Source organism: Martelella alba, assembly GCF_005217455.1.
GTDB lineage: Bacteria > Pseudomonadota > Gammaproteobacteria > Enterobacterales > Enterobacteriaceae > Acerihabitans.
The window spans coordinates 37,556-63,382 of sequence record NZ_SZPQ01000032.1; the positions used below are offsets into that span (position 1 = coordinate 37,556).

The 25,827-nt window shown below is 58.4% G+C and carries 21 protein-coding genes and 1 pseudogene; 8 read left to right on the forward strand and 14 right to left on the reverse strand.

Annotated elements, in window-relative coordinates:
* Window positions 1-35: 35 nt before the first annotated feature.
* Both recQ and pldA read right to left on the reverse strand, forming a co-directional pair.
* Window positions 36-1,880, reverse strand: a complete 1,845-nt coding sequence (gene recQ / locus FCN80_RS18950; RefSeq protein WP_136991757.1) for an ATP-dependent DNA helicase RecQ — start codon at window positions 1,878-1,880, stop codon at window positions 36-38.
* Between the two features lie 66 nt (window positions 1,881-1,946).
* Complete coding sequence (pldA, locus tag FCN80_RS18955; protein WP_136991759.1) at window positions 1,947-2,816, reverse strand: phospholipase A; 870 nt, start codon at window positions 2,814-2,816, stop codon at window positions 1,947-1,949.
* A gap of 277 nt (window positions 2,817-3,093) precedes the next feature.
* Between pldA and FCN80_RS18960 the strand changes: the two genes are divergently transcribed.
* A complete protein-coding gene (locus FCN80_RS18960; RefSeq protein ID WP_136991761.1) occupies window positions 3,094-3,564 on the forward strand; it encodes a thioesterase family protein in 471 nt (156 codons plus the stop codon).
* Between the two features lie 127 nt (window positions 3,565-3,691).
* The gene (gene rarD, locus FCN80_RS18965) at window positions 3,692-4,600 is read left to right on the forward strand and encodes an EamA family transporter RarD (protein ID WP_136991763.1); all 909 of its coding nucleotides are present in this window, start codon (window positions 3,692-3,694) and stop codon (window positions 4,598-4,600) included.
* Here rarD and FCN80_RS18970 read toward each other — a convergent pair.
* The 8 genes from FCN80_RS18970 to lptM all read right to left on the reverse strand — a co-directional run bounded on the left by FCN80_RS18970 (window position 4,571) and on the right by lptM (window position 12,830).
* The gene (locus tag FCN80_RS18970) at window positions 4,571-5,626 is read right to left on the reverse strand and encodes an AbrB family transcriptional regulator (RefSeq protein WP_136991765.1); all 1,056 of its coding nucleotides are present in this window, start codon (window positions 5,624-5,626) and stop codon (window positions 4,571-4,573) included. The two genes, rarD and FCN80_RS18970, sit on opposite strands and share 30 nt — an antisense overlap.
* A gap of 186 nt (window positions 5,627-5,812) precedes the next feature.
* Window positions 5,813-6,763: a magnesium/cobalt transporter CorA gene (corA, locus tag FCN80_RS18975; protein WP_136991766.1), complete on the reverse strand. Its 951-nt coding sequence runs from the start codon at window positions 6,761-6,763 to the stop codon at window positions 5,813-5,815.
* A 358-nt stretch (window positions 6,764-7,121) separates the two neighbouring features.
* Window positions 7,122-9,284 carry a DNA helicase II gene (gene uvrD / locus FCN80_RS18980; RefSeq protein ID WP_136991768.1) on the reverse strand — a complete coding sequence of 721 codons (2,163 nt, stop codon included), beginning with the start codon at window positions 9,282-9,284 and terminating at the stop codon, window positions 7,122-7,124.
* A 106-nt stretch (window positions 9,285-9,390) separates the two neighbouring features.
* Window positions 9,391-10,107 carry a 5-amino-6-(5-phospho-D-ribitylamino)uracil phosphatase YigB gene (gene yigB / locus FCN80_RS18985; protein WP_136991770.1) on the reverse strand — a complete coding sequence of 239 codons (717 nt, stop codon included), beginning with the start codon at window positions 10,105-10,107 and terminating at the stop codon, window positions 9,391-9,393.
* Window positions 10,107-11,021 carry a tyrosine recombinase XerC gene (gene xerC, locus FCN80_RS18990; protein ID WP_136991772.1) on the reverse strand — a complete coding sequence of 305 codons (915 nt, stop codon included), beginning with the start codon at window positions 11,019-11,021 and terminating at the stop codon, window positions 10,107-10,109. Before xerC ends, yigB begins: the two co-directional genes overlap by 1 nt.
* Complete coding sequence (locus FCN80_RS18995) at window positions 11,018-11,722, reverse strand: DUF484 domain-containing protein (protein WP_136991774.1); 705 nt, start codon at window positions 11,720-11,722, stop codon at window positions 11,018-11,020. Before FCN80_RS18995 ends, xerC begins: the two co-directional genes overlap by 4 nt.
* Window positions 11,719-12,543, reverse strand: a complete 825-nt coding sequence (gene dapF, locus FCN80_RS19000) for a diaminopimelate epimerase (RefSeq protein ID WP_136991775.1) — start codon at window positions 12,541-12,543, stop codon at window positions 11,719-11,721. Before dapF ends, FCN80_RS18995 begins: the two co-directional genes overlap by 4 nt.
* 68 nt (window positions 12,544-12,611) lie before the next feature.
* Window positions 12,612-12,830, reverse strand: a complete 219-nt coding sequence (lptM, locus tag FCN80_RS19005; RefSeq protein WP_136991777.1) for an LPS translocon maturation chaperone LptM — start codon at window positions 12,828-12,830, stop codon at window positions 12,612-12,614.
* Between the two features lie 181 nt (window positions 12,831-13,011).
* On the opposite strand from lptM, the gene cyaY reads away from it, so the two are divergent.
* Window positions 13,012-13,344 carry an iron donor protein CyaY gene (gene cyaY, locus FCN80_RS19010; RefSeq protein ID WP_136991778.1) on the forward strand — a complete coding sequence of 111 codons (333 nt, stop codon included), beginning with the start codon at window positions 13,012-13,014 and terminating at the stop codon, window positions 13,342-13,344.
* Here the strand turns inward: cyaY and FCN80_RS19015 are convergent.
* Window positions 13,341-15,890, reverse strand: coding sequence for a class I adenylate cyclase (locus FCN80_RS19015; protein WP_136991780.1), 2,550 nt, complete (start codon window positions 15,888-15,890; stop codon window positions 13,341-13,343). The genes cyaY and FCN80_RS19015 overlap by 4 nt on opposite strands.
* 364 nt (window positions 15,891-16,254) lie before the next feature.
* Between FCN80_RS19015 and hemC the strand changes: the two genes are divergently transcribed.
* The 4 genes from hemC to hemY are packed head-to-tail and all read left to right on the forward strand — an operon-like array spanning window position 16,255 to window position 20,292.
* Window positions 16,255-17,196 carry a hydroxymethylbilane synthase gene (hemC, locus tag FCN80_RS19020; RefSeq protein ID WP_136991782.1) on the forward strand — a complete coding sequence of 314 codons (942 nt, stop codon included), beginning with the start codon at window positions 16,255-16,257 and terminating at the stop codon, window positions 17,194-17,196.
* Window positions 17,193-17,933, forward strand: coding sequence for a uroporphyrinogen-III synthase (gene hemD, locus FCN80_RS19025; protein WP_136991784.1), 741 nt, complete (start codon window positions 17,193-17,195; stop codon window positions 17,931-17,933). Before hemC ends, hemD begins: the two co-directional genes overlap by 4 nt.
* 25 nt (window positions 17,934-17,958) lie before the next feature.
* Window positions 17,959-19,104, forward strand: coding sequence for a uroporphyrinogen-III C-methyltransferase (gene hemX / locus FCN80_RS19030; protein WP_136991786.1), 1,146 nt, complete (start codon window positions 17,959-17,961; stop codon window positions 19,102-19,104).
* Window positions 19,105-19,107: 3 nt separating this feature from the next.
* Window positions 19,108-20,292, forward strand: a complete 1,185-nt coding sequence (gene hemY / locus FCN80_RS19035; RefSeq protein ID WP_136991787.1) for a protoheme IX biogenesis protein HemY — start codon at window positions 19,108-19,110, stop codon at window positions 20,290-20,292.
* A 446-nt stretch (window positions 20,293-20,738) separates the two neighbouring features.
* Here hemY and FCN80_RS19040 read toward each other — a convergent pair whose 3' ends face one another.
* On the reverse strand, window positions 20,739-22,457 hold the full coding sequence (locus FCN80_RS19040; RefSeq protein WP_136991789.1) for an alpha,alpha-phosphotrehalase: 1,719 nt from the start codon (window positions 22,455-22,457) through the stop codon (window positions 20,739-20,741).
* Window positions 22,458-22,551: 94 nt separating this feature from the next.
* Window positions 22,552-23,970, reverse strand: a complete 1,419-nt coding sequence (gene treB, locus FCN80_RS19045) for a PTS trehalose transporter subunit IIBC (RefSeq protein ID WP_136991791.1) — start codon at window positions 23,968-23,970, stop codon at window positions 22,552-22,554.
* A 227-nt stretch (window positions 23,971-24,197) separates the two neighbouring features.
* On the opposite strand from treB, the gene treR reads away from it, so the two are divergent.
* A complete protein-coding gene (gene treR, locus FCN80_RS19050) occupies window positions 24,198-25,154 on the forward strand; it encodes a trehalose operon repressor TreR (RefSeq protein WP_136991792.1) in 957 nt (318 codons plus the stop codon).
* 62 nt (window positions 25,155-25,216) lie between these two features.
* On the opposite strand, the pseudogene FCN80_RS19055 reads toward treR, so the two are convergent.
* Window positions 25,217-25,750: pseudogene (locus tag FCN80_RS19055) on the reverse strand (fumarylacetoacetate hydrolase family protein); the annotation flags it as partial.
* Between the last annotated feature and the right edge of the window lie 77 nt (window positions 25,751-25,827).

Consider the following 25,827-nt stretch of genomic DNA (forward strand, 5'->3'; position numbering starts at 1 on the left):
TCGCATTCCTTGAAAATATCTTGTCCCGCCGACGGTTATCGCGACGTCAGCGGATCGTCGTCATCTTGTTGCAAATGGTCGCGGATCACCGTCAGAAAAGGCATACCGAAGCGATCAAGCTTGCGATGGCCCACACCGTTGACCCGCAACAGGTCATGGGGGGTTGCCGGCAGTTGTTCTGCCATTTCCAGCAATGTCGCATCGTTGAATACCACGTAAGGCGGCACATTGGCCTCGTCCGACAAAGATTTGCGTAATTTACGCAGTTTGGCGAACAGTTGCCGGTCATAATTGCCGCCATAGGTCTTGGGCGCGCTGCGGGTCTTGAGGTTCGCCACTCTTGGCTGGGCCAGCATTAACGGCGCTTCGCCGCGCAGCACCGGCCGGGCGGATTCGGTCAATTGCAATGCCGAATGCCGGGCGATATTTTGACTAATAAAGCCTAAATGAATCAATTGGCGCAGCACGCTGACCCAATGCTCCTGGGAACGATCGCGGCCGATACCGTAAACCGGCAGCTTATCATGGGCATATTCCCTTATTCGCTGACTATTGGCGCCCCGCAGCACATCAACGACATAGCCCATGCCGAAACGCTGCCCGACCCGGTAAACGCAAGATAACGCTTTGCGCGCGTCCTCCAGCCCATCGTACCGCTTGGGCGGATCCAGGCAGATATCGCAATTGCCGCAAGGCTGTTGGCGATTTTCACCGAAATAGTTCAAAAGCACCAGCCGGCGACAGGTCTGCGCCTCGGCGAAAGCGCCCATGGCGTTAAGCTTGTGCCGTTCAATTTCCAATTGTTCGCCGGCGGGCTTTTCCTCCAGACAGCGACGCAACCAGGCCATGTCCGCCGGATCATAAAACAACACTGCTTCCGCCGGTAGACCATCACGGCCGGCACGGCCGGTTTCCTGATAATAGGATTCGATGTTGCGCGGAATATCATAATGCAGCACAAAACGCACATTGGGTTTATTAATACCCATGCCGAAAGCGACGGTCGCCACCACGACCTGCAAATCGTCCCGCTGGAAAGCCTCTTGCACCTGCGCGCGCCGTTCGTTGCTCAGGCCGGCGTGGTAGGCATCGGCGCTGATTCCCTTGCTTTGCAACCGCGCGCTGATGTCCTCCACCCGCGAGCGGCTGTTGCAATAAATGATGCCGCCTTTGCCGCGCTGTCCTTGCACGAAATGCCAGAGCTGTTCAATAGGCTTGTACTTCTCCACCAGGGTATAGCGTATATTGGGGCGATCGAAACTGCTGACTTGGATCAGTGGATCGCGCAGCGCAAGCAGGCGGACGATATCCCGCCGGGTGGCGTCGTCCGCCGTGGCGGTCAGGGCGATAAACGGAATATGGGGAAAATGCCCTTTGACCTGGCCCAATGCCCGGTATTCCGGACGAAAATCGTGACCCCATTGGGAAATGCAGTGGGCTTCGTCCACCGCAATCATTGCCAGGCGCCAGGACGATAGCTGGTCAAGCATATTGTCCATCATCAAGCGTTCCGGCGCGATATAGAGCAACTTGAGCCGGCCTTCGCGACAGGCGGCGATGATCTCATGTTGCTGCTCGCGGGTCTGTGAGGAATTGAGGCAGGCGGCGGGCACGCCGTAAGCCAGCAACTGGTCGACCTGGTCTTTCATCAGGGAAATCAGCGGCGAGACCACCAGCGTCAACCCTTCCGCCACCAGGGCCGGAATCTGGTAGCATAGGGATTTGCCGCCGCCGGTGGGCATGACCGCCAGGCAGTCCCGACCGCTTATCACGGCATTGATTAACGCCTGCTGGCCCGGCCGGAATTGCTGATAGCCAAAGGTATCATGCAATATTTGCAAGGCAAGCGCTTCCCTATCCAACACTAGCGCCGTAGACACACCATCCCCATTGTTTTTATTTGCGACCCCGCTATTTTCAGCGTCCGCCGGCAAAACCGCAACCCATTACATCAAATCATTGAGCATGATGCCCACCCCGACGCGGGTCTGTTTGTGATTATAATCGATCAGCGACTCGCCGTAACCACTGAAAAGCTGCGTGTAGAAACGGACATGGCTGGTCAGGGGATAACTCCAGCCCAGTTGCGCGCTACCGTAGCCGCTGTTCCAGTTGTAGCGGCTTTCCAGGCTAAAGACGCTGGGTCCCCAGGCATAACCGATGCGTAATCGATAAAAACCCAGGTATTTGGTGATATCCGGATTATCGTCTTTGTCGCCGAAACGGGCCCATGGTTTTAATTCAATCTGCCAATTGCCGTTTTGCGCCATCAGCCGGGCATAGGCGCGATCCCAGCTACGGGAAGTGGGATCGGCCTTGCCATTGGATTGATGATTCACCCCCACTTCCACATCGCGCAGGGTCCAGCCGGCGAAGGCATAGTCGGTGGCCCAGCCGACGAACAGTTGCGGTTCATAATTGGTTTCACGAAAAGGGGAAGATTCATCGGTATTGGAAGCCTGCCACCAGGAATCCTGTGTATAGGAGGCGGCCAAAACCGAATTGTCGCCAGCGATGCCCCGCCAAATGGGGAATGCCAGGCTCAGTTGAAACTTGATCTCGTCCTTACGGGCATGATCCGACCAGTCGTAGGATTTAATAGCCTGTTTATTAATGCTATCAGTATAGGTATAAAGCAGGTAATTGCTTTCATAAGGGTAAAGCGTAAACGGATTATCATGCTCTTGCAGCAGGTTGGCGATGATACTGCCCCTGACCGGCAACGAATCATGAATTGTCTGTTCGGTGGCGTCTTGTGCATGAACTGCTGTCGATGATCCCCATAAAAGTACTGCGGTCCCCAAAAGCCTACGCATAGATGTTCTCCTGAGCGCAATGCAAAGTATATGAAATTAAATTATTTTACATACAATCAACTACTTTTTTTAACGAATTACTCTTAATTATCACGCCAGACCGTCTTTGCTGACGAACGCCGTGGAACGCCGGATGGCAAAGCGTTTTGCGTCGGCCAGCCGTGCGCCGCTATCCTGGCGGGGAGGGCAAACAACCCTGGAAATTTACATTTTGTAAGCATAGTATAAACACAATGTTAACGTCGGCCCGCAGGGTCATTTTGCCTGGAACATCATCATGTCTGTTATGCCCCTGGGCGGAGAGGATGCCCGTCGCCTGATAAGCGAGATTTTCATCTACCACATGCCGTTTAATCGCGAATTGGGCCTGGAGCTGACCCGCCATGAAGAGGAGTTTGTCCAGTTGGACTTTTCGCTGGATAAGAAATTGATCGGCAACGTTATGGAACATATTCTGCATGGCGGGGTTATCGCGGCGGTTTTGGACGTCGCCGCCGGGCTGGTGTGCGTGACCAGCGCGCTGCTGCGCCAAGAGACGCTGATCGAGCAGGACCTGCGCCGCCGGCTGGCCAAGATGGGCACCATCGATCTTCGGGTCGATTACCTGCGGCCCGGCCGGGGCGGCGCCTTTACCGCCACCGGTCGGCTATTGCGCGGCGGCAATAAAATTTCCGTCGCCCGGGTTGAATTGCACAACGACCAAGATCATCATATTGCCAGCGCGGTCGCCACCTATCTGGTGGGATAAAAGCAAAGGCCTGCCCGGCGCGCCGGGCGGCTCGCCCCAACAGCGGCGGGGGTAATCGCGACGACTTCCATCTTGTCCGGACCGGTATTGGCTATCGGTCGGATCCAGGGATTGACCAGGCTTCAATATGCAAAAAACGTCTACGCGCCGCGGCGTGCTATGTGCGCTGGGCGCCTATCTCATTTGGGGATTGGCTCCGGCCTATTTCAAACACATCCAGCAGGTGCCCGCCACCGAGATTCTCACTCACCGTATCGTCTGGTCGGTCTTCTTCATGGCGGCATTATTGACGATTTGCGGAAAGTGGCGGCAGGTCGGCCAGGTCTGTCGCCGGGGCCAAACCTTGCTGACGCTGGGGCTGACATCGCTGCTGGTGGGCGGCAATTGGCTGTTGTATATCTGGGCGGTCAATCATCATCATATGCTGGAAGCCAGCCTGGGCTATTTTATCAATCCGCTGGTGAATATCCTGCTGGGAATGGTGTTTTTCCGCGAGCGTTTTCGCAAGGCGCAATGGCTGGCGGTGGCGCTCGCCTGCTGTGGGGTCCTGCTGCAACTGTGGAAGTTCGGGTCCTTGCCGGTCATTGCCCTCGGCCTGGCTCTCAGCTTCGCGTTTTACGGCTTGCTGCGCAAAAAACTGGGTATCGACCCGCAAGTCGGCATGCTGATTGAAACGCTGTGGCTGCTGCCGGCCGGCGCCTGGTATCTGTTTGTGCTGGCCGATAGCCCCACCAGCCATCTTGCCGACAATAGCCTTGGCTTGAACCTGTGGCTGGTCTCGGCCGGCGTCATCACCACGGTGCCTCTGTTGTTGTTCGCCGGCGCCGCCAACCATCTGCGTTTATCCACCCTGGGTTTTTTCCAGTATTTGGGGCCGACGCTGATGTTTTTACTGGCGGTGTTTTGCTATGGCGAGACCCTGACCGAAGACAAATTGTACACGTTCGGTTTCATCTGGCTGGCGTTGGCGGTGTTTATCGGCGACGCCGTCGTCCGGCAACGCCAATCACGTCATTCGCGCGTGGGCGTTGCGTGAAATAAACCGGGCGATGCCCGGCCCCAATACCAGGATGGACAGCAGTCTGAGACTTTGCAGGGCCATGACGAAACCGATGTCGGCATGACTGCCGGCGGCGATAATCGCCACGGTATCCAGCCCACCCGGGCTGGTGGCCAGATAGGCGGTCAGCATGTCCACCGGCAACATCAGGGTCAACAGCCAGGCCATCACGCCGCACAGCAAAATAAGGCCGATGATGGAGGCCACCATCTGCGGTAGGGTTTTGAAGGCCAGCGACACGATGGTCGGCGTAAAGCGTAGCCCAACGCTCCAGCCGATAAACGCATAAGCGAGCGCCAGCAGCCATTCCGGCACCAGCAGGGTCAACGTGCCGGTTATGTGCAGGACGGCGCCGATAATCATCGGCACCAGCAAAGCGCCGGCCGGAATGCGCAGTTTCCGGCCCAGCCATGCGCCCGCCGCGGCAATGACCAGCGTCGCGACGAAGCGCAGGTTCAGTGTCGGGAACCAATCAATGGGCGCCGCCGCGCCGTTCTGGCCGCCCATGTAGCGATGGGCGACAATCGCGGCGGCGGCGGCGACAAAGAGCACCCGCAAATACTGCATGAACGCCACCAGTCTGACGTCGGCGCCGAATTCCCCCGACATGGCGACCATGGCCGAGGCCCCGCCCGGCGACGATCCCCAGGCGCCGGTTGGACCAGGCAGATGGCTGAATTTCACCAGCAGGAAACCCGACAGGCCGCTGGCCAGCAGCGTCATCATGACCACCACGATTACCAGCCACCAGTACGACAGCAAGATACCCAGGATGGAAGGAGACAGCATCAAAGCGATCATACAGCCGAGCACCGCCTGGCAGCCGATGAAAATCTTCGGCGAAACCCGGACCGTCGCGCCGCCCAATCCCATTGTTACGGCAACCAGCATAGGCCCCATGAGTAGCGCGGCCGGCAGATGATACAAAAGCAATGCCGTCCCCAACAGCAGGGACAACACAATCAATAATATCCATTGGACGGGCAACGGCAAGGATTTCATTGGCGATGATTCATTAGCTACGGGACACCCCGTTTTAGCATAGTCGAGGCTTGCGGTAAGCAATTATCGTACAAATGATTAGCGAATTTTTCACGAAAGGTCAGCGGCCTGCCGGGGGAGATGATGGGCGCCGAATCGTCCGTCGCCGGTTTGGGCCGCGACAGGCGGTCGGCGCCGCAGAAGGCGCTATAGCCAGTTTTTGCGTTTGAAATACAGGTAAGGCGCCAAACCCGCCAAAATCATCAAGCCGATGGCCGCCGGATAACCAAACGACCATTTGAGTTCTGGCATAAATTCGAAGTTCATCCCATAGCTCGACGCCACCAGGGTCGGCGGCAGGAAGACCACCGACACCACCGAGAAAATCTTGATGATGCGGTTTTGTTCGATATTGATGAAACCCATGGCCGCCTGCATCAGAAAGTTGACTTTTTGGAACAGCGACTCGTTATGGGGCAGCAGGGATTCGATGTCGCGCAGAATTTCACGCGCCTGCTCAAGTTGCCCAGACGGCAGGCGGGCCTTGCGCACCAGAAAATTTAAGGCCCGCTGGGTATCCATCAGGCACAGCCGGACCTTCCAGCCCACATCTTCCAGCTCCGCCAGAGTAGACAGGGCCTCGTCGTATTCATCACCTTGCTGCCCTTCCATGATAACCAGGCTCAGGGCTTCCAGATCGCTGTAGATATTTTCAATTTCATCGGCCAATTGCTCGATTTTGGTTTCGAACAAATCCAGCAGCAATTCATAGGCGTTGCCATCGGTCAGGGTCTGGCTGCGGGCGCGCATGCGGTAGAGCCGAAACGCCGGCAGCTCGCGCTCGCGCAGGGTGAACAGGCGGCCGTCGCGGATGGTGAACGCCACCGTGGCATTGCCGGCGTGATCCTCGGCGTCTTCATAAAAAAAGAACGAGTGGATATGCAGCCCATCCTCATCTTCGAAGAAACGGGCCGACGCCTCGATATCCTCCAGCTCGAGCCGGGTTGCCAGGCCTTGGCCCAGCTCATGCTGGACTTTCTCGCGCTCCCCTTCCTCCGGCTCAATCAAATCCACCCAGACGGAACTGGTTAAGGTCGCGCTTTCATCCAGTTCGAGACGGGATAAGCGGTTATGATCCAATTTGAATGCGTTAAGCATACGCCGTGGCTTCCTTAGCGATGTCAAATGGGAAACGCATTAGATCGTTGAAATCGGGGGTGAAAATGTCACCGGCACGTTTCAGACCGTCAAAGATCCGACTCGGAGCGACACAGTGGTGCGGGTCGCTGATAACCATCAAGGCCATCAGCATAGGAGATAGCCTTAGCGGAATCTGATAAACAGAATGTCGAGCCAGTATCTACTGGGGGCGTCCAAGGCGTAGTCCTCTCATAATGATAGTGCGCGCATGTTACGCCGATATGAAAAAGGCTGTCAATACGCAAGAAGGCAACAATCGATTATTTTACGTACCCCGCGTTCGGCCGCCGCGCGGACCTGGCGGCGCGAGCCACGGCTATACCGTTTCCAGTCGGGCGTAGGCCGCTACCAGCCATTTGATACCCTGGCCCTGGAAGGCGATCTGCAACCGGCTGTGTTCGCCCTCGCCTTCCAGATTAATCACGGTACCCTCGCCGAATTTGGGATGGCGAACCCGCTGGCCCAGTTTAAACCCGCTTTCATTTTGACTGAGCGGCGCCCCGAGGCGCTGGCGGTTTACCGGCCGCGTGACGCTGGCCCGCAACCGGACTTCCTCTATGCATTCCTGCGGCAATTCCCCGACAAAACGCGACGGCCGGTGAAATGCCTCTTTGCCGTACAGGCGCCGGGTCTCGGCGAACGTGATGGTCAGCTTTTCCATGGCGCGGGTAACGCCGACATACGCCAGCCGGCGCTCTTCCTCCAGTCGGCCGCCTTCATCGAGGGACATCTGGCTGGGAAACATGCCCTCTTCCATCCCGACGATGAAAACTTGCCGGAATTCCAGGCCCTTGGCGGAATGCAACGTCATTAATTGCACCGCGTCCTGGTAGGCGTCCGCTTGCCCCTCGCCGGCTTCCAGCGCGGCATGGGATAAAAAAGCCTGCAACGGCAGCAAGTCTTCGTCTTCTTCCTGATAGCTGTACTGGCGGGTGGCGGTCACCAGTTCCTCCAGGTTTTCAATGCGCGCCTGGCCTTTCTCTCCTTTTTCCTGTTCGTACATCAGCCACAGGCCGGAATTTTTGATCACCCGGTCGGTTTGCACGTGCAAGGGCAGATCGGCGGTTTCCTCCGCCAGAGCGTCCACCAGCTCGATAAACCGCTGCATGGCCGTGGCGGCGCGCCCCGCCAGCGCCCGCTCGCCAAGCAGTTCGCCGGCGGACTGCCAGAGCGTTTTTTGCCGATCCCGTGCGGCTTGCCGGACCACGTCCAGCGTGCGATCGCCGATACCGCGAGTCGGGGTATTGACAACCCGTTCAAACGCCGCGTCGTCGTTGCGATTGGCGATAAGGCGCAGATAGGCCAGGGCGTCCTTGATTTCCTGCCGTTCAAAGAAACGCTGGCCGCCATAGATTCGGTAAGGCATTGGTCCTTGCAGCAGGGCTTCTTCCAGCACCCGCGACTGGGCATTGCTGCGGTAAAGGATGGCGCATTCGCTCAGCGCGCCGCCTTCTTCCTGCCAGTTTTTGATGCGGCTGACCACAAAGCGCGCCTCATCAAGCTCGTTGAACGCGCAATACACGGCGATGGGCTCCCCTTCGGCGCCGTCGGTCCAGAGATTTTTCCCCAGCCGGCCGCCATTATGGGCGATAAGCGCGTTGGCCGCCGCCAGGATATTGCCGGTGGAGCGGTAATTCTGCTCCAGCCGGACAGTTTGCGCGCCGGGAAAATCCTCGAGGAAGCGCTGGATATTCTCCACCTGGGCGCCCCGCCAGCCATAAATCGACTGATCGTCGTCGCCGACTATCATAACGTTGCTCTCATCGCCCGCCAGGAGCCGGATCCATGCATACTGGATCCGGTTGGTATCCTGAAACTCGTCCACCAGAATATGGCGGAAGCGATCGCGGTAATGCCGCAAAATCTGCGGTTTGTTCAGCCAGAGTTCATGCGCGCGCAGCAGCAGTTCGGCGAAATCCACCAGCCCGGCGCGATCGCAGGCTTCCTGGTAGGCTTGATAAATGCGCAGCCAAGTGCCTTCGACCGGATTGCCGTAGGTTTCAACATGCTGCGGCCGCAAGCCTTCGTCTTTTTTGCCGCCGATATACCACATGGCCTGGCGGGGAGGCCACTGTTTATCATCCAGATTCAGCGCTCGGATGATGCGTTTGAGCAGCCGCAACTGATCCTCGCTGTCAAGGATCTGAAAATCCTGCGGCAGCCCGGCGTCCATATAGTGGGCGCGCAGCAGGCGGTGCGCCAGACCGTGAAACGTCCCAATCCACATGCCGCCCTGACTGGCGCCGATGAGATGCTCTATGCGGTGGCGCATTTCCAACGCCGCCTTATTGGTGAATGTCACCGCCAAAACCGAGTAGGGAGAACTGTTTTCCACCGCCAGCAGCCAGGCGATACGGTGCACCAGCACCCGGGTTTTACCGCTGCCCGCGCCGGCCAGGACCAGAAGATTGCCAAGGGGGGCCGCTACGGCTTCACGCTGTTTATCGTTTAGGCTGGCAAGTAATTCAGAGACATCCATAAAGACTTTTTACCCAAGAAGATTGCCGTTTCGGCGGCGGCGTCATAACGCGGACGACAAACGCCCGGCAAGGGAATAACTGTTTTTTTATACAGCCGCGCGTCCATTATAGCAAGGACAGCAGCGATTCCAACCGCGGAATTTCCAGGTGCGGCAGCAGGCGGGCATCGGGGGCCCGGCCGAAATCGCCGCCGCGATCGTTAATCCAGCAGGCCTGCATGCCGCTGGCGACGGCGCCATTGATATCGGCGGACAGATCATCCCCCACATGCAGGACGTGCCGTGGCGACACGCCCAGTTTCGCCGCCGCCCGGTGATACATGTCGCGAAACGGTTTCGCCCGTCCGTCCGGCCCGGCCCGCAGGACGAACTGGAAATACCGCGCCAGCCCGCAGGCCGCCGGCGAAGCATTGCCGTTGGTAATGGCCGCCAGCGGCCAGCGCTCGCTTAAGGCGCGCAGCGTGCGGTGGGTGGCTTCGGGTACGCTGATGGCGCTGCGCCAGCGGGCGAAGTGGGCCATGGCGGCATCGGCGCCGTCCCGCGATTCGGTTTCCCCCAGGCCCTGGTCACGCATGGCCTGTTGCAGCGCCCGCCAGCGCCAGCGGGTAACATCATGATAAATATCCGGTTCCCGCTCGCGCAGCGCCACCCGGATTCGGCGGTAATAACCGGCATCCAATGTCCTCAGTGCCGGGTGATAGCTTTGCAGGAAGCGCAGCGATTCCTCTTCGGTCCGGGCAATGACCGGGCGGTTATCGTACAAGGTATCGTCCAGATCGAAGGTTATCGCCTTGAGCGGCCGTAAAGGACGGTAGAAAAGCATCAGGGTTTTCCTCGTTTGGCCCGGGGATGCGCGGCGTCGTACACCTCGGCCAGATGCTGAAAATCCAGGTGGGTGTAAATTTGGGTGGTGGAGAGGTTGGCATGCCCCAGCAATTCCTGCACGGCCCGCAGATCGCCGCTGGATTCCAGCAGATGAGTAGCGAAGGAATGGCGCAGTTTATGCGGATGGACATGGCTTTCAACCCCTTGTTTCACCCCCCATTCGGCAAACCGTTTCTGCACGTTGCGCATTGAGATCCGCCGGCCGGATTTCGCCACGAAAACCGCGTTATCCTCGGGGGAGAAACTTTCGCGCACGGCCAACCACCGGCGCAACCAGACGATAGCGGTACTTCCCAGGGGCAGTTTGCGCGCTTTGCCGCCTTTGCCGGTTACCCGGACTTCGGCGGACGCCAGATCCAGTTGGCCGCAATCCAGACCAACCATTTCCGCCAACCTCAGCCCATCGCCATACATCAGTTCCAGCATGGCGCGATCGCGCACGGCCAATGAATCCCGCGGAGTGATCTCCAGCAGGCGATTCACCTCGTCCACATCCATATTTTTCGGCAGATGACGGTTGCCGCGCGGCGCCGGTACGCCCTTGGCCGGATTGGCCGGCAAGGCGCCCCGCTCCACCAGATAATCGAGAAAACTGCGCAGGGCCGACAGCCGGAGCGCCAGACTGGCCGACTGTAATCCCTGCCGCTTGCTACGGACGGTCATCGCCCGGACATGCGTGACGTCCAGTTGTTCCCAGCTTTTGATAGCCAAATCGTCGGCCATGCCGATCAACGCTGTCAGCTGGCGGGCATAGTTATCATGGGTTAGCGGACTGAGCCGCCGCTCCACCCGCAGGTAGCGCAAAAAGGCCTCGGCCGGCGGCCACAGCGGCGAACGGCCGGCGACGGTCATGGGCGTGAAACCCAGCGGACCAGCAGGCCGGGTAACAGGACGGCGAGTTGTTGCAACAGTACCGTGCCCATGCCGGCATGATAATGCTGGCTGTCGCGGCTGGTGAATATCACCAGGCCGAGATCGCCCCGCTCGCCGATCAGCGACATGGCCACCGAGCCCACTTGCCGGGCCTGCGGCAGCATTAGCAGCAGCTCGGGCCCGTTCAAGGTGCCCAGATAATGACTGCCGCGGCCGAAACGTTGGATACGCAACGGTTCAAAGGCGGTGCGGGACAGGCCGAGATGGGTGAAATCCGACGGCGCGCCGATAAGCCATTGGTCGGCGAACAGTCGAACATGGGCGCCGGACAAACCAAGCCCGCGCGCCCAGCGCTGCAACCGGTAAAGCAACTCCTGGAGGCTGCCGGCGGTGGCCAAATCGGTCTGGAGATCCAGCAGGCTGCCGAACAGTTTTTCGTTGGCGCCCGCCTGCTCAATCAGCCGGCCAATTTCATCCTCAAGCTGCGCAATATGCTGGCGCTGGCGGGCTATCTGCCATTCCAGCAGGGAAACGCTGCCCCGGTTGACATGGGGCACCCGCATGCGTTCGACCTGAAAGGCGTTGCGGATGAAAAAATCGGGATTTTGCAACAGGTATTGCGCAACCGCGCTGTCATCCAGCGCCGCGGCGGCCTCGTCCTGCTCCTCCATGTTTTTCATAAATGAATAAACCCGTCGTAGATATGCGCGGCCGGACCCGTCATATAAAGGGGATGGCCCGGGCCCTTCCAATCGATGTCCAGTTTACCGCCGGTCAATTCCACCGCGACCTGATTTTCCAAAAGCGCCTGGGAAATGCCCACGGCCACAGCGGCGCAAGCGCCGCTGCCGCAGGCCTGCGTTTCGCCAGCCCCCCGCTCGAAGACCCGCAGGCGGATATTGCCCCGGTCGATGACCTGCATAAAACCGATATTGGCCCGCTCCGGGAAACGTTCATGGTTTTCCAGCAACGGGCCGAGGGACGCCACCGGCGCCAGAGCGGCGTCCTCCACCTGTATGACGCAATGGGGATTGCCCATGGACACCACGCCGCACAGCACCGTTTGCTCCGCAACCCGCATAATGTAGGTTTTTTCCGCCTTGCCGGCGCGGAAAGGCACTTCCGCCGGTTCAAAATTCGGCTCGCCCATGTTCACCCGCACCAGATCATCATCGGTCACCGTCAACACCATCCGCCCGGTCTGGGTGCTGACATGGATCTCCCGTTTATTGGTGAGATTTTTCATCCGCACGAAACGCGCGAAACACCGGGCGCCATTGCCGCATTGAGCCACTTCGCTGCCGTCGGCATTGAAAATGCGGTAATGAAAATCCAGTTCGGGATCATAGGGCGGTTCCACCACCAGCAACTGATCAAACCCGACGCCGCAATGACGATCCGCCAGACGCCGGATCAACTCCGGCGAAAAATAGACATTTTGCGTCACGGCGTCAACAACCATAAAGTCGTTTCCCAGGCCGTGCATTTTGGAAAACTGCATATTTCGCTCCGCTGACTGACTCTAGACGCAGCATAGCGCGTCTGCAAGCCCGATGCGACCGATACCGCTTATGGCACCACGCTGTCGGCAGAATGACGCGAATCACTGCCGGGGTTCGCCGCTTGCACCGGCGATTGCGAGGAGGTATCCGAACTCGTCAAGGTGGTTTTATGGTTATCGGGGGCGTTTTTTGCCGGCGGCGGAAAATAAAGCGGCCCTTTTAACCCGCATCCATACAATCCCATGATTAACAACGCCAGCAAAATAGGGCGCAATTGACTTTTCATCCGATTAATTACCTGTCATTCGTGTACTCTGGCTTCACTGCCCGTCAACGTCCACGTTGCCTGTTTGTTGGCGGTTCGCAGCCGTTCCGGACGAGGGCGCCGTTTACCGCCGTCGCGACGCAACGCGACGTATTTAGGGTATATAATCGCAGTTGAGTCTTGAAAAGCAATAGGAATCGATATGAACGATACTGAGTTCCACCAACTGGCCGACGGGTTGATGCGCGGCATTGAAGATGCGCTGGATGCCTGGCGGGGAGACAGTGACATCGATTATGAAACCGACGGCGGGGTGATGAAATTGACCTTTGAGAACGGCAGCAGCATGGTGATCAACCGCCAAGAACCCTTGCACCAGATATGGCTGGCCACCAAAACCGGCGGCTATCACTTTGATTACCGGGACAACGACTGGCGCTGCGATCGCAGCGGCGAGACTTTCGCCGCGCTGTTTTCCCGGTCATGCAGCGCCCAGGCCGGCGAAAGTTTCATTCTCAAGGACGCGGCGCGCTAGCTGGAGCTGGCCTGCTGCTGGGACGCATCATGATCATAGGAGGGTTCGCACAGATGCGGCAGGACGCTATTGCGAAATGGCACCACTTGGATGCGCCCATCCAACTGCACGATCTGATAAAACTGCGGCAGGTTGAAATTGATAAAGCTTGAGCCGTAAGTGAAACGATCGTGGGAAGATGAATAGAAGCGGCTGACGTCGCGTACCAGTTCTTCCTTGCTGCCTTCGCAATGATGATAGGCCTCGACCCGGTTGGACTCGTCAAGGATATAGATATTGAAACCCTGATCGTCGGCGCTGTCCTCAAAGAAGAACTGGATGATGCCCTCACTGGCGAAACCGTCCACCACCGGCGGCAGATGCACCTTGTCGGTTTCCATTTGAATGGAGAGGCCGTGCAGTTTGTTATTGGAAATGGCGCCGTAAAATTCAATGGCGTTTTCCAGTTTCTGCGCCGATACGCTCAAGCGTTCGAAGAACAGCCCCCATGTCTGGCCGGCCACCCGCACCGCCTTGAAACGTGCCGGGTCCTGGCGGGTACTGGAAAGTCGCAGCTCGATGCATTCCGACACCAGTTGTTGTACCCGGGTGCGAATCAAGCCGCGCAAATGCTGGCTGTAGCAGAACACTTCCACCGTATCCGGGGGAGCGGCGTCCTGATGCATTTTGCCGAGTATGGTTTTCAGCGCTTCCAGTACCGCTTGCTCGCCGCTGAAATGCAAGGTGCGCACTTCGTTCCATGAGTTGCGGTACAGCAGATCGATACTGCCCACCAGACATTCCTGCTGCTGGCCAAAACTGAAGACATCCAGTTTACGGAAATCGAAATGCACCACCTGGTTACGGAAAACCGCGGTCGGATCGTGCTCCAGATTGACAATGATGGCCAGATGGCGAATTTCGCACGGACTGTACAGGGCCTTGGGCGTCGGCGCCGGCACCCGCAACGGGAAGGTGCGCGAGACATCCGCCACCAGTTCCTGCAACCGGCCGACATCGCAAACATCGCTGCCTTTCACGTGCAATTGGGTTTTGCCGGTTAGTAGACCGTTGAACCACGACCAGGCCACCAGCTTGCTCAGATAGCGGTTATATTCCAACGGCTGATGGCTGATGATGGAATCCATGGACGGCGATTGATTGTACAAATACCAGCCGGCCCGGTTGGCGCGCCCCTGCGGGACATGGATAAACGTCAGATGCGGTTCGGATAAATCGGGAGAGATTTGCGGATTGATCAGGGTCACTTTGCCCGGCAGCGCTTCAAACGCCGCGTAAAGCTTACGGGTCAACACGCCGATGTCCTGTGGGCTGGCGCTGACGCTCAGGTTATTGCGTCGCGCGAACCGGATCAGGTTGCGGTAACTTTGCATCATGGCGTCAAGCAACTCGTTGTGCGCTTCGCGCACTTGAGCGATTTTCCAGTTGGCCCGATCATCCAGCATGGCCAGCCGCGCGGCGTCCCATCCCCACTCCTTGACCTGCTGGCTGAGGATTTCCCGCCGCCAGACCACGCTTGACGGCGCCGCCGCCGAGAGTTTCTCGCACACCTTGAGGTAAAAACATCGCCGAACCAGATCCAACCGGGTCATGTCATTTATCTGGGTCAGATAACGGGTAACCCGTTCGAGCATCATACAATAAGGATCCAGACCGTAGGACACGATCTCGCCGTCATGGAGATGCTGCTTGATATTCATGGCCAGCAACTGGGTATGGGGGTATTCCCAGGAATAAGCCTCCAGCAGTAAAGTCTTGAGCACCGCCTTGTAGGGGGAATCGATGCTTTTGTACAGCTGCCACAGGCTGGCGCCGAAGTATTCTTCGGCGGAAAGCGTGCCCAGACCGCCGAGATCCAGCCACTCATTGGGCGTTAAGGCGCCGCGGGCATAGAGCGACATGACATATTCGTCGTAATGCGGCTCTTCCTCGCCCGGCACCATATTCCACAAGATCCGTTTGCCGGCCAGACGTACCGCGGTGCGGTAGAATTCATCCAGCAACAGGATATGCTGGGTGGAGCCGCAATCGTCATCGCCGAGGCTACCGCTTTCGTTGCGGCGGAAACGATTTTCATCGATCAGAAAAAAATTGACTTCCACGCCCTGCCCCGCCGCCCATTTTTCCAACAAGGCGCATTTACGCTGCAACTGAGCGCGCTCGGTCGTGTCCAGCCAAGACTGGTGACAGACCCAGACATCAAGATCCGAGTTGCCGTTCTGGCCAATGGAAGAGGTGCTGCCCATGGAGTAGACGCCGGTAATGGGCCGTTCGCCGGCCGGCGGCGTGACAAGGGGAATCTCGGATTTTCCGGCGGCTTGCGCCAACCAGGCCGTCTGGTTTTCATCAGGCGCGTAAAAGCATATGCCGCAGGGTACGTTACCTTCGAGGTAACCCGGAAGCATAGGGTGATGATAATGTAATAAGGTTGGCAGCAGACTGTATACGCGCTGAAAAGCTGGCCCCATGGCCGCCAGCGCCCTATCCACCCGTAACTGGTTGATCGCGTCCAGTCTCTGTTTCAATGTCTCGATATAAAAGTACAAGACGTCTCGCCTGATTATCCCGGTGCCGAAAAATCTCTCCCGCATCCGGCCGGAGATCGCATTTTTACCCGTTGCCGACGAAGATGTCGCTCACTTGCCGCCGCAATACCAAGCGGATGAGTTTTGAGTATAGAAGAAAGTTCGGCCGGCAATTGCTGGAAACGTGATCAATTTAACACCTTGCTGTTTGACCGTAAAGGAAGTTAAGCTACTCATTAATTATAACACTTTTCCCTGCTGCTTCCCTTTATTCCTTAACGCCGGCGGATGCGTCGGTGCTTCCATCGCAGGATCCCGATACCTTACAGCGCCTTATCATCAGTGGTAGGATGGGCGATGAATGATAATAAAGGTAACGAACGCTATGCAAGACAACCTGTTGAGGATCGCTACCCGGCAAAGCCCGCTGGCATTATGGCAGGCGCGTTACGTTCAAGGCGAATTGATGCGCCGCCATCCGGATCTGCGAGTGATCCTGGTGCCCATGGTAACCCGCGGCGACATCATGCTGGATACACCGCTGGCGAAAGTCGGCGGTAAGGGCCTGTTCGTCAAAGAGCTTGAACGGGCGTTGCTGGAAGAGCGCGCCGATATCGCCGTCCACTCCCTGAAAGACGTGACCGTCAATTTCCCCGACGGGCTGGGGTTGGCCGCCATTTGTCGACGGGAGGATCCGCGCGACGCATTTGTCTCTGCCCGCTACGCCGGTCCGGAATTTCTGCCGGCCGGGGCGGTGGTGGGCACGTCCAGCCTTCGCCGGCAATGCCAACTGCGGGAGCGTCGACCGGATGTGATCATTCGCGATCTGCGCGGTAATGTGGGGACCCGTCTCGCCAGGCTGGATCAGGGCGAATTCGACGCGGCCATACTGGCGGTGGCCGGACTGAAACGGCTGGAACTCGAGGCGCGTATTCGCCGGCCGCTGGAACCGGAGGAATCGCTGCCGGCGGTGGGCCAAGGCGCGGTGGGTGTCGAATGCCGCCTAAACGATGAACGGACGCGCGCTTTGCTGGCGCCGCTGCACCATCCGGACACCGCTATCCGGGTCGGCGCCGAGCGGGCCATGAACGCCCGCCTGGATGGCGGATGCCAGGTACCCATCGGCAGTTACGCCGAGATCCGTAACGATCGTCTGTGGTTGCGTGCCCTGGTGGGGTATCCAGACGGCAGCAAAGTGATCCGCGCCGAGGGCTCCGCGCCGCTGGATCAAGGGACGGCCCTGGGCGAGGCGGTGGCGGAAGATCTGCTGCTAAGCGGCGCCCGGGTCATCCTGGATGCCGTGTATCGGGGAAACCCGCCGCAATGAGTATTCTGGTGACCCGTCCCTCGCCGGCCGGCGAACAGTTGGTCGAACGATTGCGTTCGCGCGGTTTTTCCGCCTGGCATTTACCCTTGATTGTGTTTTCTCCCGGCGACGAACTGGCATTATTACCTTCCCGGTTGGCGGCATTATCGCCGGGGGATATGTTATTCGCCGTATCCCAGTATGCCGTGCGCTATGCGCATCATTTCTTGCGCCGGCAAGGGGTGGCGTGGCCCGCGCCGCTGAACTACTATGCGGTCGGCCGCTCCAGCGGCCTGCTATGGCATAGCCTGGGCGGAATGGCCGTGGAGTTTCCCCATGACGGCGAAAGCAGCGAACACCTGCTGGCGTTACCGTCGCTGCAACACATCCAGGGACGGCGGGCCATGATCCTGCGCGGCAACGGCGGCCGGGAAGTCCTGGAGGAACGTTTGCGGTTACGGGGGGCGACGGTGGAATACTGCGAGTGCTACCGGCGCAATCCGGTGACCTATGACGGCGAGGAGCAGGCCAGACGATGCCGGCAACGGGATGTCGATACTTTGATCGCCACCAGCGGCGAAATGTTGCAACAACTCTATACTTTAATACCTGATTACTATCGTGTTGCCTGGTTGCTTCGCTGTCGACTGATTGTGGTAAGCGAGCGTATCGGGGCCTTGGCCCGCCAATTGGGTTGGACGGATATCGTCGTGGCGGACGCTGCGGATAATGATGCGCTGATGCGCGCGCTGCTTTGAAAATTTAATGATGGGATAGGCCAATATGACGGAACACAGTACTCCAACACCTCAGCAGGATAACGCCGCGGCCGCGGCCGTCTCCGACCGTCCGGAACAAACGGCGTCCCGGCCTTCCGGCGGCGGCCGACGCGGGACGACGGCGATGATACTGGCGGTGGTCGCCATACTCATAGCCCTGCTGCTCGCCGCCGCGCTGTATTTCCATGATACCCGCCGCGAGAAAGCGCAATCCGCCGCCACCGAACAATTGCAGTCAAGTCTGGACGGACTGCGGCAGGCCCAGCAGCAACAGCAGCAGCAATATCAGACCGCCTTGCGGAGGCAGGAACAGGCACTGGATGACGCGCGGCGACAGGCCGACGCCCAGGCCAGGCAGATTGGCGAATTGCAGGATAAAATCGCCACCATTTCCGGCGCCGACGCCAATACCTGGCTGCTGGCGCAGGCGGACTTTTTGATCAAATTGGCCGGCCGTAAATTATGGAGCGATCAGGATATCGTCACTGCCGGCGCGTTGCTTAAAAGCGCCGACGCCAGCCTGGCGGACATGAACGACCCCAGCCTAATGCCGGTGCGGCGCGCCATTACCGATGACATCGCCAGCTTGTCATCGGTCAGCCAGATCGATTTCGACGGCATTATTCTTAAGGTAAACCAGTTAGCGAATCAGGTGGATAATCTGCGTCTGGCGGATAACGACAGCGACGAGGCCCCCATGGACAGCGATGGCGACAGCAAGTTATCGGGCTCCGTGCGTCAATGGCGGCAGAATCTCAGCAAAAGCTGGCATAATTTCCTCAATGACTTTATCACTATCCGCCGTCGGGATACCGGCGCCGAACCCCTGCTGGCGCCCAATCAGGATGTCTATCTGCGGGAAAACATCCGTTCCCGCCTGCTTATCGCCGCGCAGGCGGTGCCGCGCCATCAAACCGATATCTTCCAGCAGTCGCTGGAAACCGTCGCCACGTGGGTCCGTGCTTATTTCGACACCAACGACGCCGCTACCCGCGCTTTTCTCACTGAAGTGGATTCATTGAGCCAGCAAAGCGTGTCCCTGGATGTGCCGGACCATCTCTCCAGCCAGCCCATCATGGACAAACTGATGCAGACGCGGGTACGCAATTTGCTGGCGCAGCCGGCCGCGCCTGCCAGTCAGGGAGAATAGACCATGGTAAAAGTACTGCTGCTGTTCGTGCTGTTGATGGCCGGCATCGTCATCGGCCCGATGATAGCCGGCCATCAGGGCTATGTGCTGATCCAAACCGATAATTACAATATTGAGACCAGCGTCACGGGATTGGTGGTGATATTGGTCGTGTCCCTGATCATTTTGCTCGCGCTGGAAGCCCTCTTACGGCGGGTTTTCCGTACTGGAGCCCGTGCCCGCCGCTGGCTGGCCGGCCGAAAGAATCACCGCGCCCGAATTCATACCAAAGCGGCGCTGATGAAACTGGCCGAAGGCGATTATCGACAAGTGGAAAAATTGCTGACCCGCAATGCCGATCACGCCGATCAGCCAGTGGTCAATTACCTGCTGGCCGCCGAGGCGGCGCAGCAACGGGGCGACGATATCCGCGCCAACCAACATCTTGAGCGCGCCATGGAAACCGCGGAAGACGATCAGTTGCCGGTGGATATCACCCGGGTCCGGCTGCAATTGGCGCGCAATGAAAACCATGCCGCCCGCCATGGGGTCGATCATTTGCTGGCCGTCGCGCCGCGGCATCCCGAAGTATTGCGACTGGCCGAGCAAGCATTTATCCGTACCCGCGCCTGGCAGGCCCTGTTGGATATTCTGCCGACCATGCGCAAGATTGGGCTGCACGAGGAAACGGCCATTGATGAGTTGGCTTACCGGAGTCATACCGGCCTGATGGATCAGATCATGGAAAACGAAGGCAGCAAGGGACTCAATGCCTGGTGGCGCAATCAAAGCCGTAAAACGCGCGGCGATAGCCGCTTGCAGGCGGCGTTGGCGGAACACCTGATCGAATGCAACGATCATGATACCGCCCAGGCTATTATCGTTAATGGCCTGAAAAATCGGCAAAGCGACGACTTGTTGTTATTGTTGCCCCGGCTGAAATCCGGCGATCCTGAGCAATTGGAGAAGGTGTTGCGCCGGCAGATCAAACAGCAGGGCGCGACGCCGCTGTTAAACAGCACCCTGGGACAATTGCTGATGCAGCGGGGAGATTGGCAGGCCGCCGCCGACGCGTTGCGCGCGGCATTGAAACAGCGGCCGGACCCTCACGACTATGCCTGGCTGGCGGATGTATTGGATCGATTGCACTTGCCGGAGGAATCGGCGCGCATGCGCCGTGAGGGATTGATGATATCGTTGAAACCCTAAAAAAAACACTTGCCGATATGGCAAGTGTCCAAGGTCGAATCATAATGGCATCAAGTCGGCGCCTCACTCAACGGTTTGTCCGGCGGGTCGGATGACAATGCATCAACCCTCTGGCCAATAGGCGCCCCAATTGGCTCTGCGTCATTCCGGGATTTATGAGGCGTAAACGCGAACATAAGCAAAGGAATGAGCATCTACGAACACGATCATTGCAGTTGCCGTGCCAAGTCTTTCCGTGGCGCCGGCCGACACAATAAACACCGGCGCCGCCCGTGACAAAAATGAATATTATCCATGAATAACATAGCGTTAATTTGATCGATTTTTTCTTGCCGCCCAAACCGTCTTCGCTGGCGCGCGGCGCCGGTCGAGTAAAATTCGACCGTACCGTTACCTGGCGGCGACACTTTTCAAGTGGTTAGTAAAACTTATTTCAAAACATATAATTAAGTGTCTTCATTAAGAGACATGCCGGAGGCAATGGCCTGTTCTTCGTTTATCAGCCACCAGTTCGCCTCAAACGGCCGCAGCATGTTGCCGTTTTCCGCCGTCGGTTCGTCATAATTGCCGCATAACCACGCCCAGCGCGCCCGGCCGTCCAGATAATCCTCGGCAAGCGGCAACGTTTGTGGACCAAGGTTGGCCATAACCCGCAAACGCTGACCGGCCATACGGCGCTCATAACACCAGAGGACGGGGTGCGCCGGCGCCAAATCGCGATAGTCGCCGTGGAGAATCACCGGATATCGCCTGCGCAGAGCGATAAGTCGCCGGTAAACATGCAATACCGAACCGGGATCCGCCATGGCGCGCGCCACATTGATTTCCCGGTAATTGTCCGCTAGGCCAATCCAGCTTTCGCCCTCTGTGAATCCCGCGTTGCGCGATGCGTCCCATTGCATGGGAGTACGACCGTTATCCCGGGATTTGGCGGCCAGGATCGCCAGCAGTTCCCCTTCATCGCGCCGTTGTTTCCGCAAGGCGGCGAACATATTCAGGCTTTCGACGTCGCGGTAACAGCCGATATGGTCGAAATGGGGATTCGTCATGCCGATCTCCTCCCCCTGATAGATAAACGGCGTGCCCTGCATACCGTATAAGACCAGCGCCAGCATCGCGGCCGACGTCTCGCGAAGCGGACCTTCCGCGCCCAGGCGCGAGACTATGCGCGGCTGGTCATGATTACACCAGAACAAGGCATTCCAGGCCTGCCCATGCATGCCGCGCTGCCATTCGTTGAAGATCCGTTTGAGCAAAATCCGGTCGGCCGGCGCCCGATGCCATTTTTCGCCGTCGGGATAATCCACCTTGAGGTGATGAAAATTGAATGTCATGGACAGTTCCCTGCCATCCGTGGCGGCGTATCGCCGGCAATGCGCCAGGCTGGTGGAGGACATTTCGCCGACGGTCATCAGCCCCAGCGGCTGGAAGACATCGCGGCTGAACTCCTGCAAAAATTCATGGATGTTTGGCCCGTCGGTGTAAAACCGCCGGCCGTCGCCTTGGTGATCATCCGGGAAACCGGGATGCTTGGAAACCAGATTGATGACATCCAGACGCAGCCCCGCCACGCCCTTGTCCGCCCAGAAGCGGCACACGTTTTTCAATTCGGCGCGTAATCGCGGATTTTCCCAATTCAGATCAGCCTGTTCAGGCGCAAAGGAATGTAAATAGTACTGCCCGCTGGGCGCATGCCACTGCCAGGCCGAACCGCCGAATTTGGATTGCCAATTGTTGGGCGGTCCGCCGTTCACGCCATCACGCCAGATATAAAAATCGCGCCGGGGGCTGGCGGGATCTTCGGCGGCCCTAAACCAGGCATGGCGGGTGGAAGTATGATTCAACACCATATCCATCACCACGCGGATATTGCGTCGCCCGGCTTCGGCCACCAACCGTTCGAAATCGGCCATGGTGCCGTATTGCGGATCGATGGCGCAATAGTCCGCGATATCGTAGCCGTTATCCACCTGTGGCGAGAGATAAATCGGCGTTAGCCACACCGCGTCCACGCCCAGCCAATGCAGGTAATCCAAGCGGCGAATGATGCCGGGTAAATCGCCCGTGCCTTTGCCGGCGCTGTCCTGGAAGCTTTTTGGATAAATTTGATAGATGACGCCGTTTCGCCACCAGGGAATAAAATTGCCGTGCATTGCGATATCCATCTTGTTTTTACCGTTATCCCTGACATTATCCCTGACAAAAGAGCGGCGGCCGCCGCTTCTGTCCGGAGAACCCGAAAATCCTTTCTTGTCGGCGTCATACCGCCGGCAGGGCGTTCATATTGGTTTTACGCCGGTAGATCGCCAAGGTCAGCGCCAGCGGCACCGCAATGGCAACCAGCATGGCCACGCCATAGATATCCCAGAACCGGGGCTGGATGGACAGGATGCCCGGCAGGCCGCCGACGCCGATACCGTTGGCCAGCACGCCGAACAATCCGCAGACCAGGCCCGCGCAGGCGGAGCCGGCCATGGCGCACAGCATGGGAAAGCGGTACTTCAGATTAATGCCGTACAAGGCCGGCTCCGTCACGCCGAGAAATGCCGATATCGCCGCCGGCACCGAGACTTCCCGCTCGTTGGCCTTGCGGCTAACCAGAATAATACCGAGTACCGACGCGCCCTGGGCGATATTGGACAAGGCGATCAGCGGCCAGACCGGCGTGCCCCCCATGCTTTGCACCATCTGCAAATCGACGGCCAGCGTCGTTTGATGAATGCCGGTGATCACCAGCGGCGCGTAGAGAAAGCCGAACAGCGCCGCGCCGATCGGCGCGAGATTGCCGGTCATCAGGCCCCGTACCGCCCAGGCCACGCCGTCGCCTATCAGGCGGCCGAAGGGACCGATGACCGCATGCGCCAGGAACACCGCCAATATCAGCGACGCCACCGGCACCACCACCAGATAAAGATAATCCGGCACCAGGCGTTTGAGGCGGGTTTCAATCATCGCCAGCGCCATGCCGGCCAGCAGCGATGGCACCACTTGCGCCTGATAGCCGACTTTCTCGATGGCGAACAACCCGAAATTCCATGCATCCGGCATCTGCTGGCCGAGCAAATAGGCATTCATCAGTTGCGGCGACACCAGGGTCACCCCCAGGACGATGCCCAGCGCCGGCGTTCCGCCCATTTTTTTCACTGTCGACCAACAGATGCCCACCGGCAGGTAAAAAAAGACCGCCTCGCCGATGAGCCACAAAAAGTCATACACCGTTTGCCAGAGTTGATGGGTTTTGGCCAACGGTTGCGCGCCGAACCAGGGAATGTCGCCGATAACATTACGGAATCCCAGTATCAGGCCGCCGCTAATCAGTACCGGCAACAAGGGAAAAAAGATTTCGGCGAAATGGGAAATCGCCAGTTCGTGCCAGCTCATATTACGGCGCGCGGCCTGCCGGGCGGTTTCCTTATCGCCGCCATCGACCCGTGCCGTCGCGATCAGCGCCTGATACCAGTCGCCGACATCGGTGCCGATCACCACCTGGAACTGGCCGGCGTTGGTGAAACACCCTTTGACCATCGGCAACTGGGCGATTTTTTCCGGTTGCGCCGCCCGTGGATCGTTAAGGACGAAGCGCAGGCGGGTGATACAGTGGCTAACGGCGGCAATGTTTTCCCTGCCGCCTATCAGCGATACCAGGTTATCGATATCACGGGGACTCTTTGTTTTCATTCGGCGACCTTTCGGTAATGGAGCTCAGTGGTATTTACTGGCAGGAAAAGTACCGCCAAACGAAGCGGCGCAAAAGCGGGAACGTTCCCATTTTTAATCGGGATCACAGAAATATTCTTGGCGCCGCCGCCAGGCTCCCCTTCTGCGTTGAATCGGCGCCCAACGGAAATTATGGTGTTACACTGGAGCAAAAACCCCGATCCGGGCTCACACTGATTGCAAATGCTATGGCATCTCAACAAAACCGACTGACCATTAAGGATATCGCCCGGCTGAGCGGCGTGGGCAAATCGACCGTTTCACGGGTGCTGAACAACGAAAGCCGGGTTAGCCCGCAGACGCGGGAGCGCGTTGCGGCAGTCATTCGCGAGCAAGGCTTTATCCCGTCCAAATCGGCGCAGGTGATGCGCGGTCAAAGCGATAGGATTATCGGCATTATCGTCACCCGACTGGATTCGCCATCGGAAAACCAGGCGGTGCGCGCCATTTTGCCGTTACTTTACGAGCAAGGCTATGATTCGCTTTTAATGGAAAGCCTGCTTAACCAAAACCGGGTGGAAGAACATCTGCGCGTTTTGTGCCAACGGCATGTGGATGGCGCGATTCTATTCGGTTTCAATGGATTGCAGAGCGCCGTCCTTTCTGAATGGCAGAACAAAATGGTCGTTATGGCCCGTGAATACGCCGGGATGACCTCGGTCCGGTACGATGACGCCGGGGCGGTAACGCTATTGCTGGAGCGCTTATGGCGGCAAGGCCATCGCCATATCGGCTATATCGGGGTGGAACCGGTGGACGAGACCACCGGCCGACTCCGCCATGACGCCTATCGGCAGGGGTGTGCCCGGCTGGGGATAACGCCGTCGTCGGCGCTGGGCGATCTGAGCTATCAAAGCGGCTACCGGTTGGCGGGACGGGTTATTAATGCCCAAACCACGGCGCTTATCTGCGCCACCGATACCATCGCCCTGGGCGCGATCAAATTCCTGCAACAGCAAAATCTCGCGCCGGTGCAGATGTGCAGTATCGGCCACACGCCGTTGCTGAAATTCCTGTTTCCCGACACGCTGTCGGTGGATCTGGGCTATTCGAACGCCGGCCGGGAGGCGGCCCGCCGACTGGCCGGCCTGCTAAACGGCGAGCAGGAAAAATCCGCCGTCGTCGTCCCTTGCATACTGGACTGACACGCAAGGGCGCGGCGCTACCGCCGTGTGTGGCGGTGGCGGTCCGCCGTCGAGCGACGCCATCAGGCCGACACGGTCTTTAGCCGCTGTTCGCCCAACCCTTCGACGCCCAGCCGCATGATCTGACCGGCACGCAGAAACACCGGTTGGGGTTTATGCCCCAATCCCACCCCCGGCGGCGTGCCCGTGGCGATAATATCGCCGGATTGCAGGCTCATAAAACGGCTCAAATAGCTGACGATATGCCGCACGCCGAAGATCATGGTCTTGGTATTGCCGTTCTGGAAACGCCGGCCATCGACTTCCAGCCAGAGGCTCAACCGCTGCGGGTCGGGTATTTCATCGGCGGTCACCAGCCAGGGGCCGATGGGGCCGAATGTGTCGCAGCCTTTGCCTTTGTCCCAGGTGCCGCCGCGTTCAATCTGCCATTCCCGCTCGGAAATATCGTTGACCACGCAATATCCGGCCACATACTCCAGCGCGTCCCGCTCGTCGATATACCGGCCCCCCCGGCCGATAACCACCCCCAGTTCCACTTCCCAATCGGTCTTCGCCGAGCCGCGGGGAATTTGCACATCGTCGTTGGGACCGATAATGGGGTCTGAGGGCCAATGGAACGAAAACGTACGCTAAGAACACAACTCCTTGTTATAAAATAAAATTATTTATGATG

What these genes read in the sequence shown, in the direction of transcription:
- pldA (WP_136991759.1), bottom strand. Translation starts at nt 2,816, where the DNA reads ATGCGTAGGCTTTTGGGGACCGCAGTACTTTTATGGGGATCATCGACA.
- FCN80_RS18960 (WP_136991761.1), top strand. Translation starts at nt 3,094, where the DNA reads ATGTCTGTTATGCCCCTGGGCGGAGAGGATGCCCGTCGCCTGATAAGC.
- rarD (WP_136991763.1), top strand. Translation starts at nt 3,692, where the DNA reads ATGCAAAAAACGTCTACGCGCCGCGGCGTGCTATGTGCGCTGGGCGCC.
- FCN80_RS18970 (WP_136991765.1), bottom strand. Translation starts at nt 5,626, where the DNA reads ATGAAATCCTTGCCGTTGCCCGTCCAATGGATATTATTGATTGTGTTG.
- corA (WP_136991766.1), bottom strand. Translation starts at nt 6,763, where the DNA reads ATGCTTAACGCATTCAAATTGGATCATAACCGCTTATCCCGTCTCGAA.
- uvrD (WP_136991768.1), bottom strand. Translation starts at nt 9,284, where the DNA reads ATGGATGTCTCTGAATTACTTGCCAGCCTAAACGATAAACAGCGTGAA.
- yigB (WP_136991770.1), bottom strand. Translation starts at nt 10,107, where the DNA reads ATGCTTTTCTACCGTCCTTTACGGCCGCTCAAGGCGATAACCTTCGAT.
- xerC (WP_136991772.1), bottom strand. Translation starts at nt 11,021, where the DNA reads ATGACCGTCGCCGGCCGTTCGCCGCTGTGGCCGCCGGCCGAGGCCTTT.
- FCN80_RS18995 (WP_136991774.1), bottom strand. Translation starts at nt 11,722, where the DNA reads ATGAAAAACATGGAGGAGCAGGACGAGGCCGCCGCGGCGCTGGATGAC.
- dapF (WP_136991775.1), bottom strand. Translation starts at nt 12,543, where the DNA reads ATGCAGTTTTCCAAAATGCACGGCCTGGGAAACGACTTTATGGTTGTT.
- lptM (WP_136991777.1), bottom strand. Translation starts at nt 12,830, where the DNA reads ATGAAAAGTCAATTGCGCCCTATTTTGCTGGCGTTGTTAATCATGGGA.
- cyaY (WP_136991778.1), top strand. Translation starts at nt 13,012, where the DNA reads ATGAACGATACTGAGTTCCACCAACTGGCCGACGGGTTGATGCGCGGC.
- hemC (WP_136991782.1), top strand. Translation starts at nt 16,255, where the DNA reads ATGCAAGACAACCTGTTGAGGATCGCTACCCGGCAAAGCCCGCTGGCA.
- hemD (WP_136991784.1), top strand. Translation starts at nt 17,193, where the DNA reads ATGAGTATTCTGGTGACCCGTCCCTCGCCGGCCGGCGAACAGTTGGTC.
- hemX (WP_136991786.1), top strand. Translation starts at nt 17,959, where the DNA reads ATGACGGAACACAGTACTCCAACACCTCAGCAGGATAACGCCGCGGCC.
- hemY (WP_136991787.1), top strand. Translation starts at nt 19,108, where the DNA reads ATGGTAAAAGTACTGCTGCTGTTCGTGCTGTTGATGGCCGGCATCGTC.
- FCN80_RS19040 (WP_136991789.1), bottom strand. Translation starts at nt 22,457, where the DNA reads ATGGATATCGCAATGCACGGCAATTTTATTCCCTGGTGGCGAAACGGC.
- treB (WP_136991791.1), bottom strand. Translation starts at nt 23,970, where the DNA reads ATGAAAACAAAGAGTCCCCGTGATATCGATAACCTGGTATCGCTGATA.
- treR (WP_136991792.1), top strand. Translation starts at nt 24,198, where the DNA reads ATGGCATCTCAACAAAACCGACTGACCATTAAGGATATCGCCCGGCTG.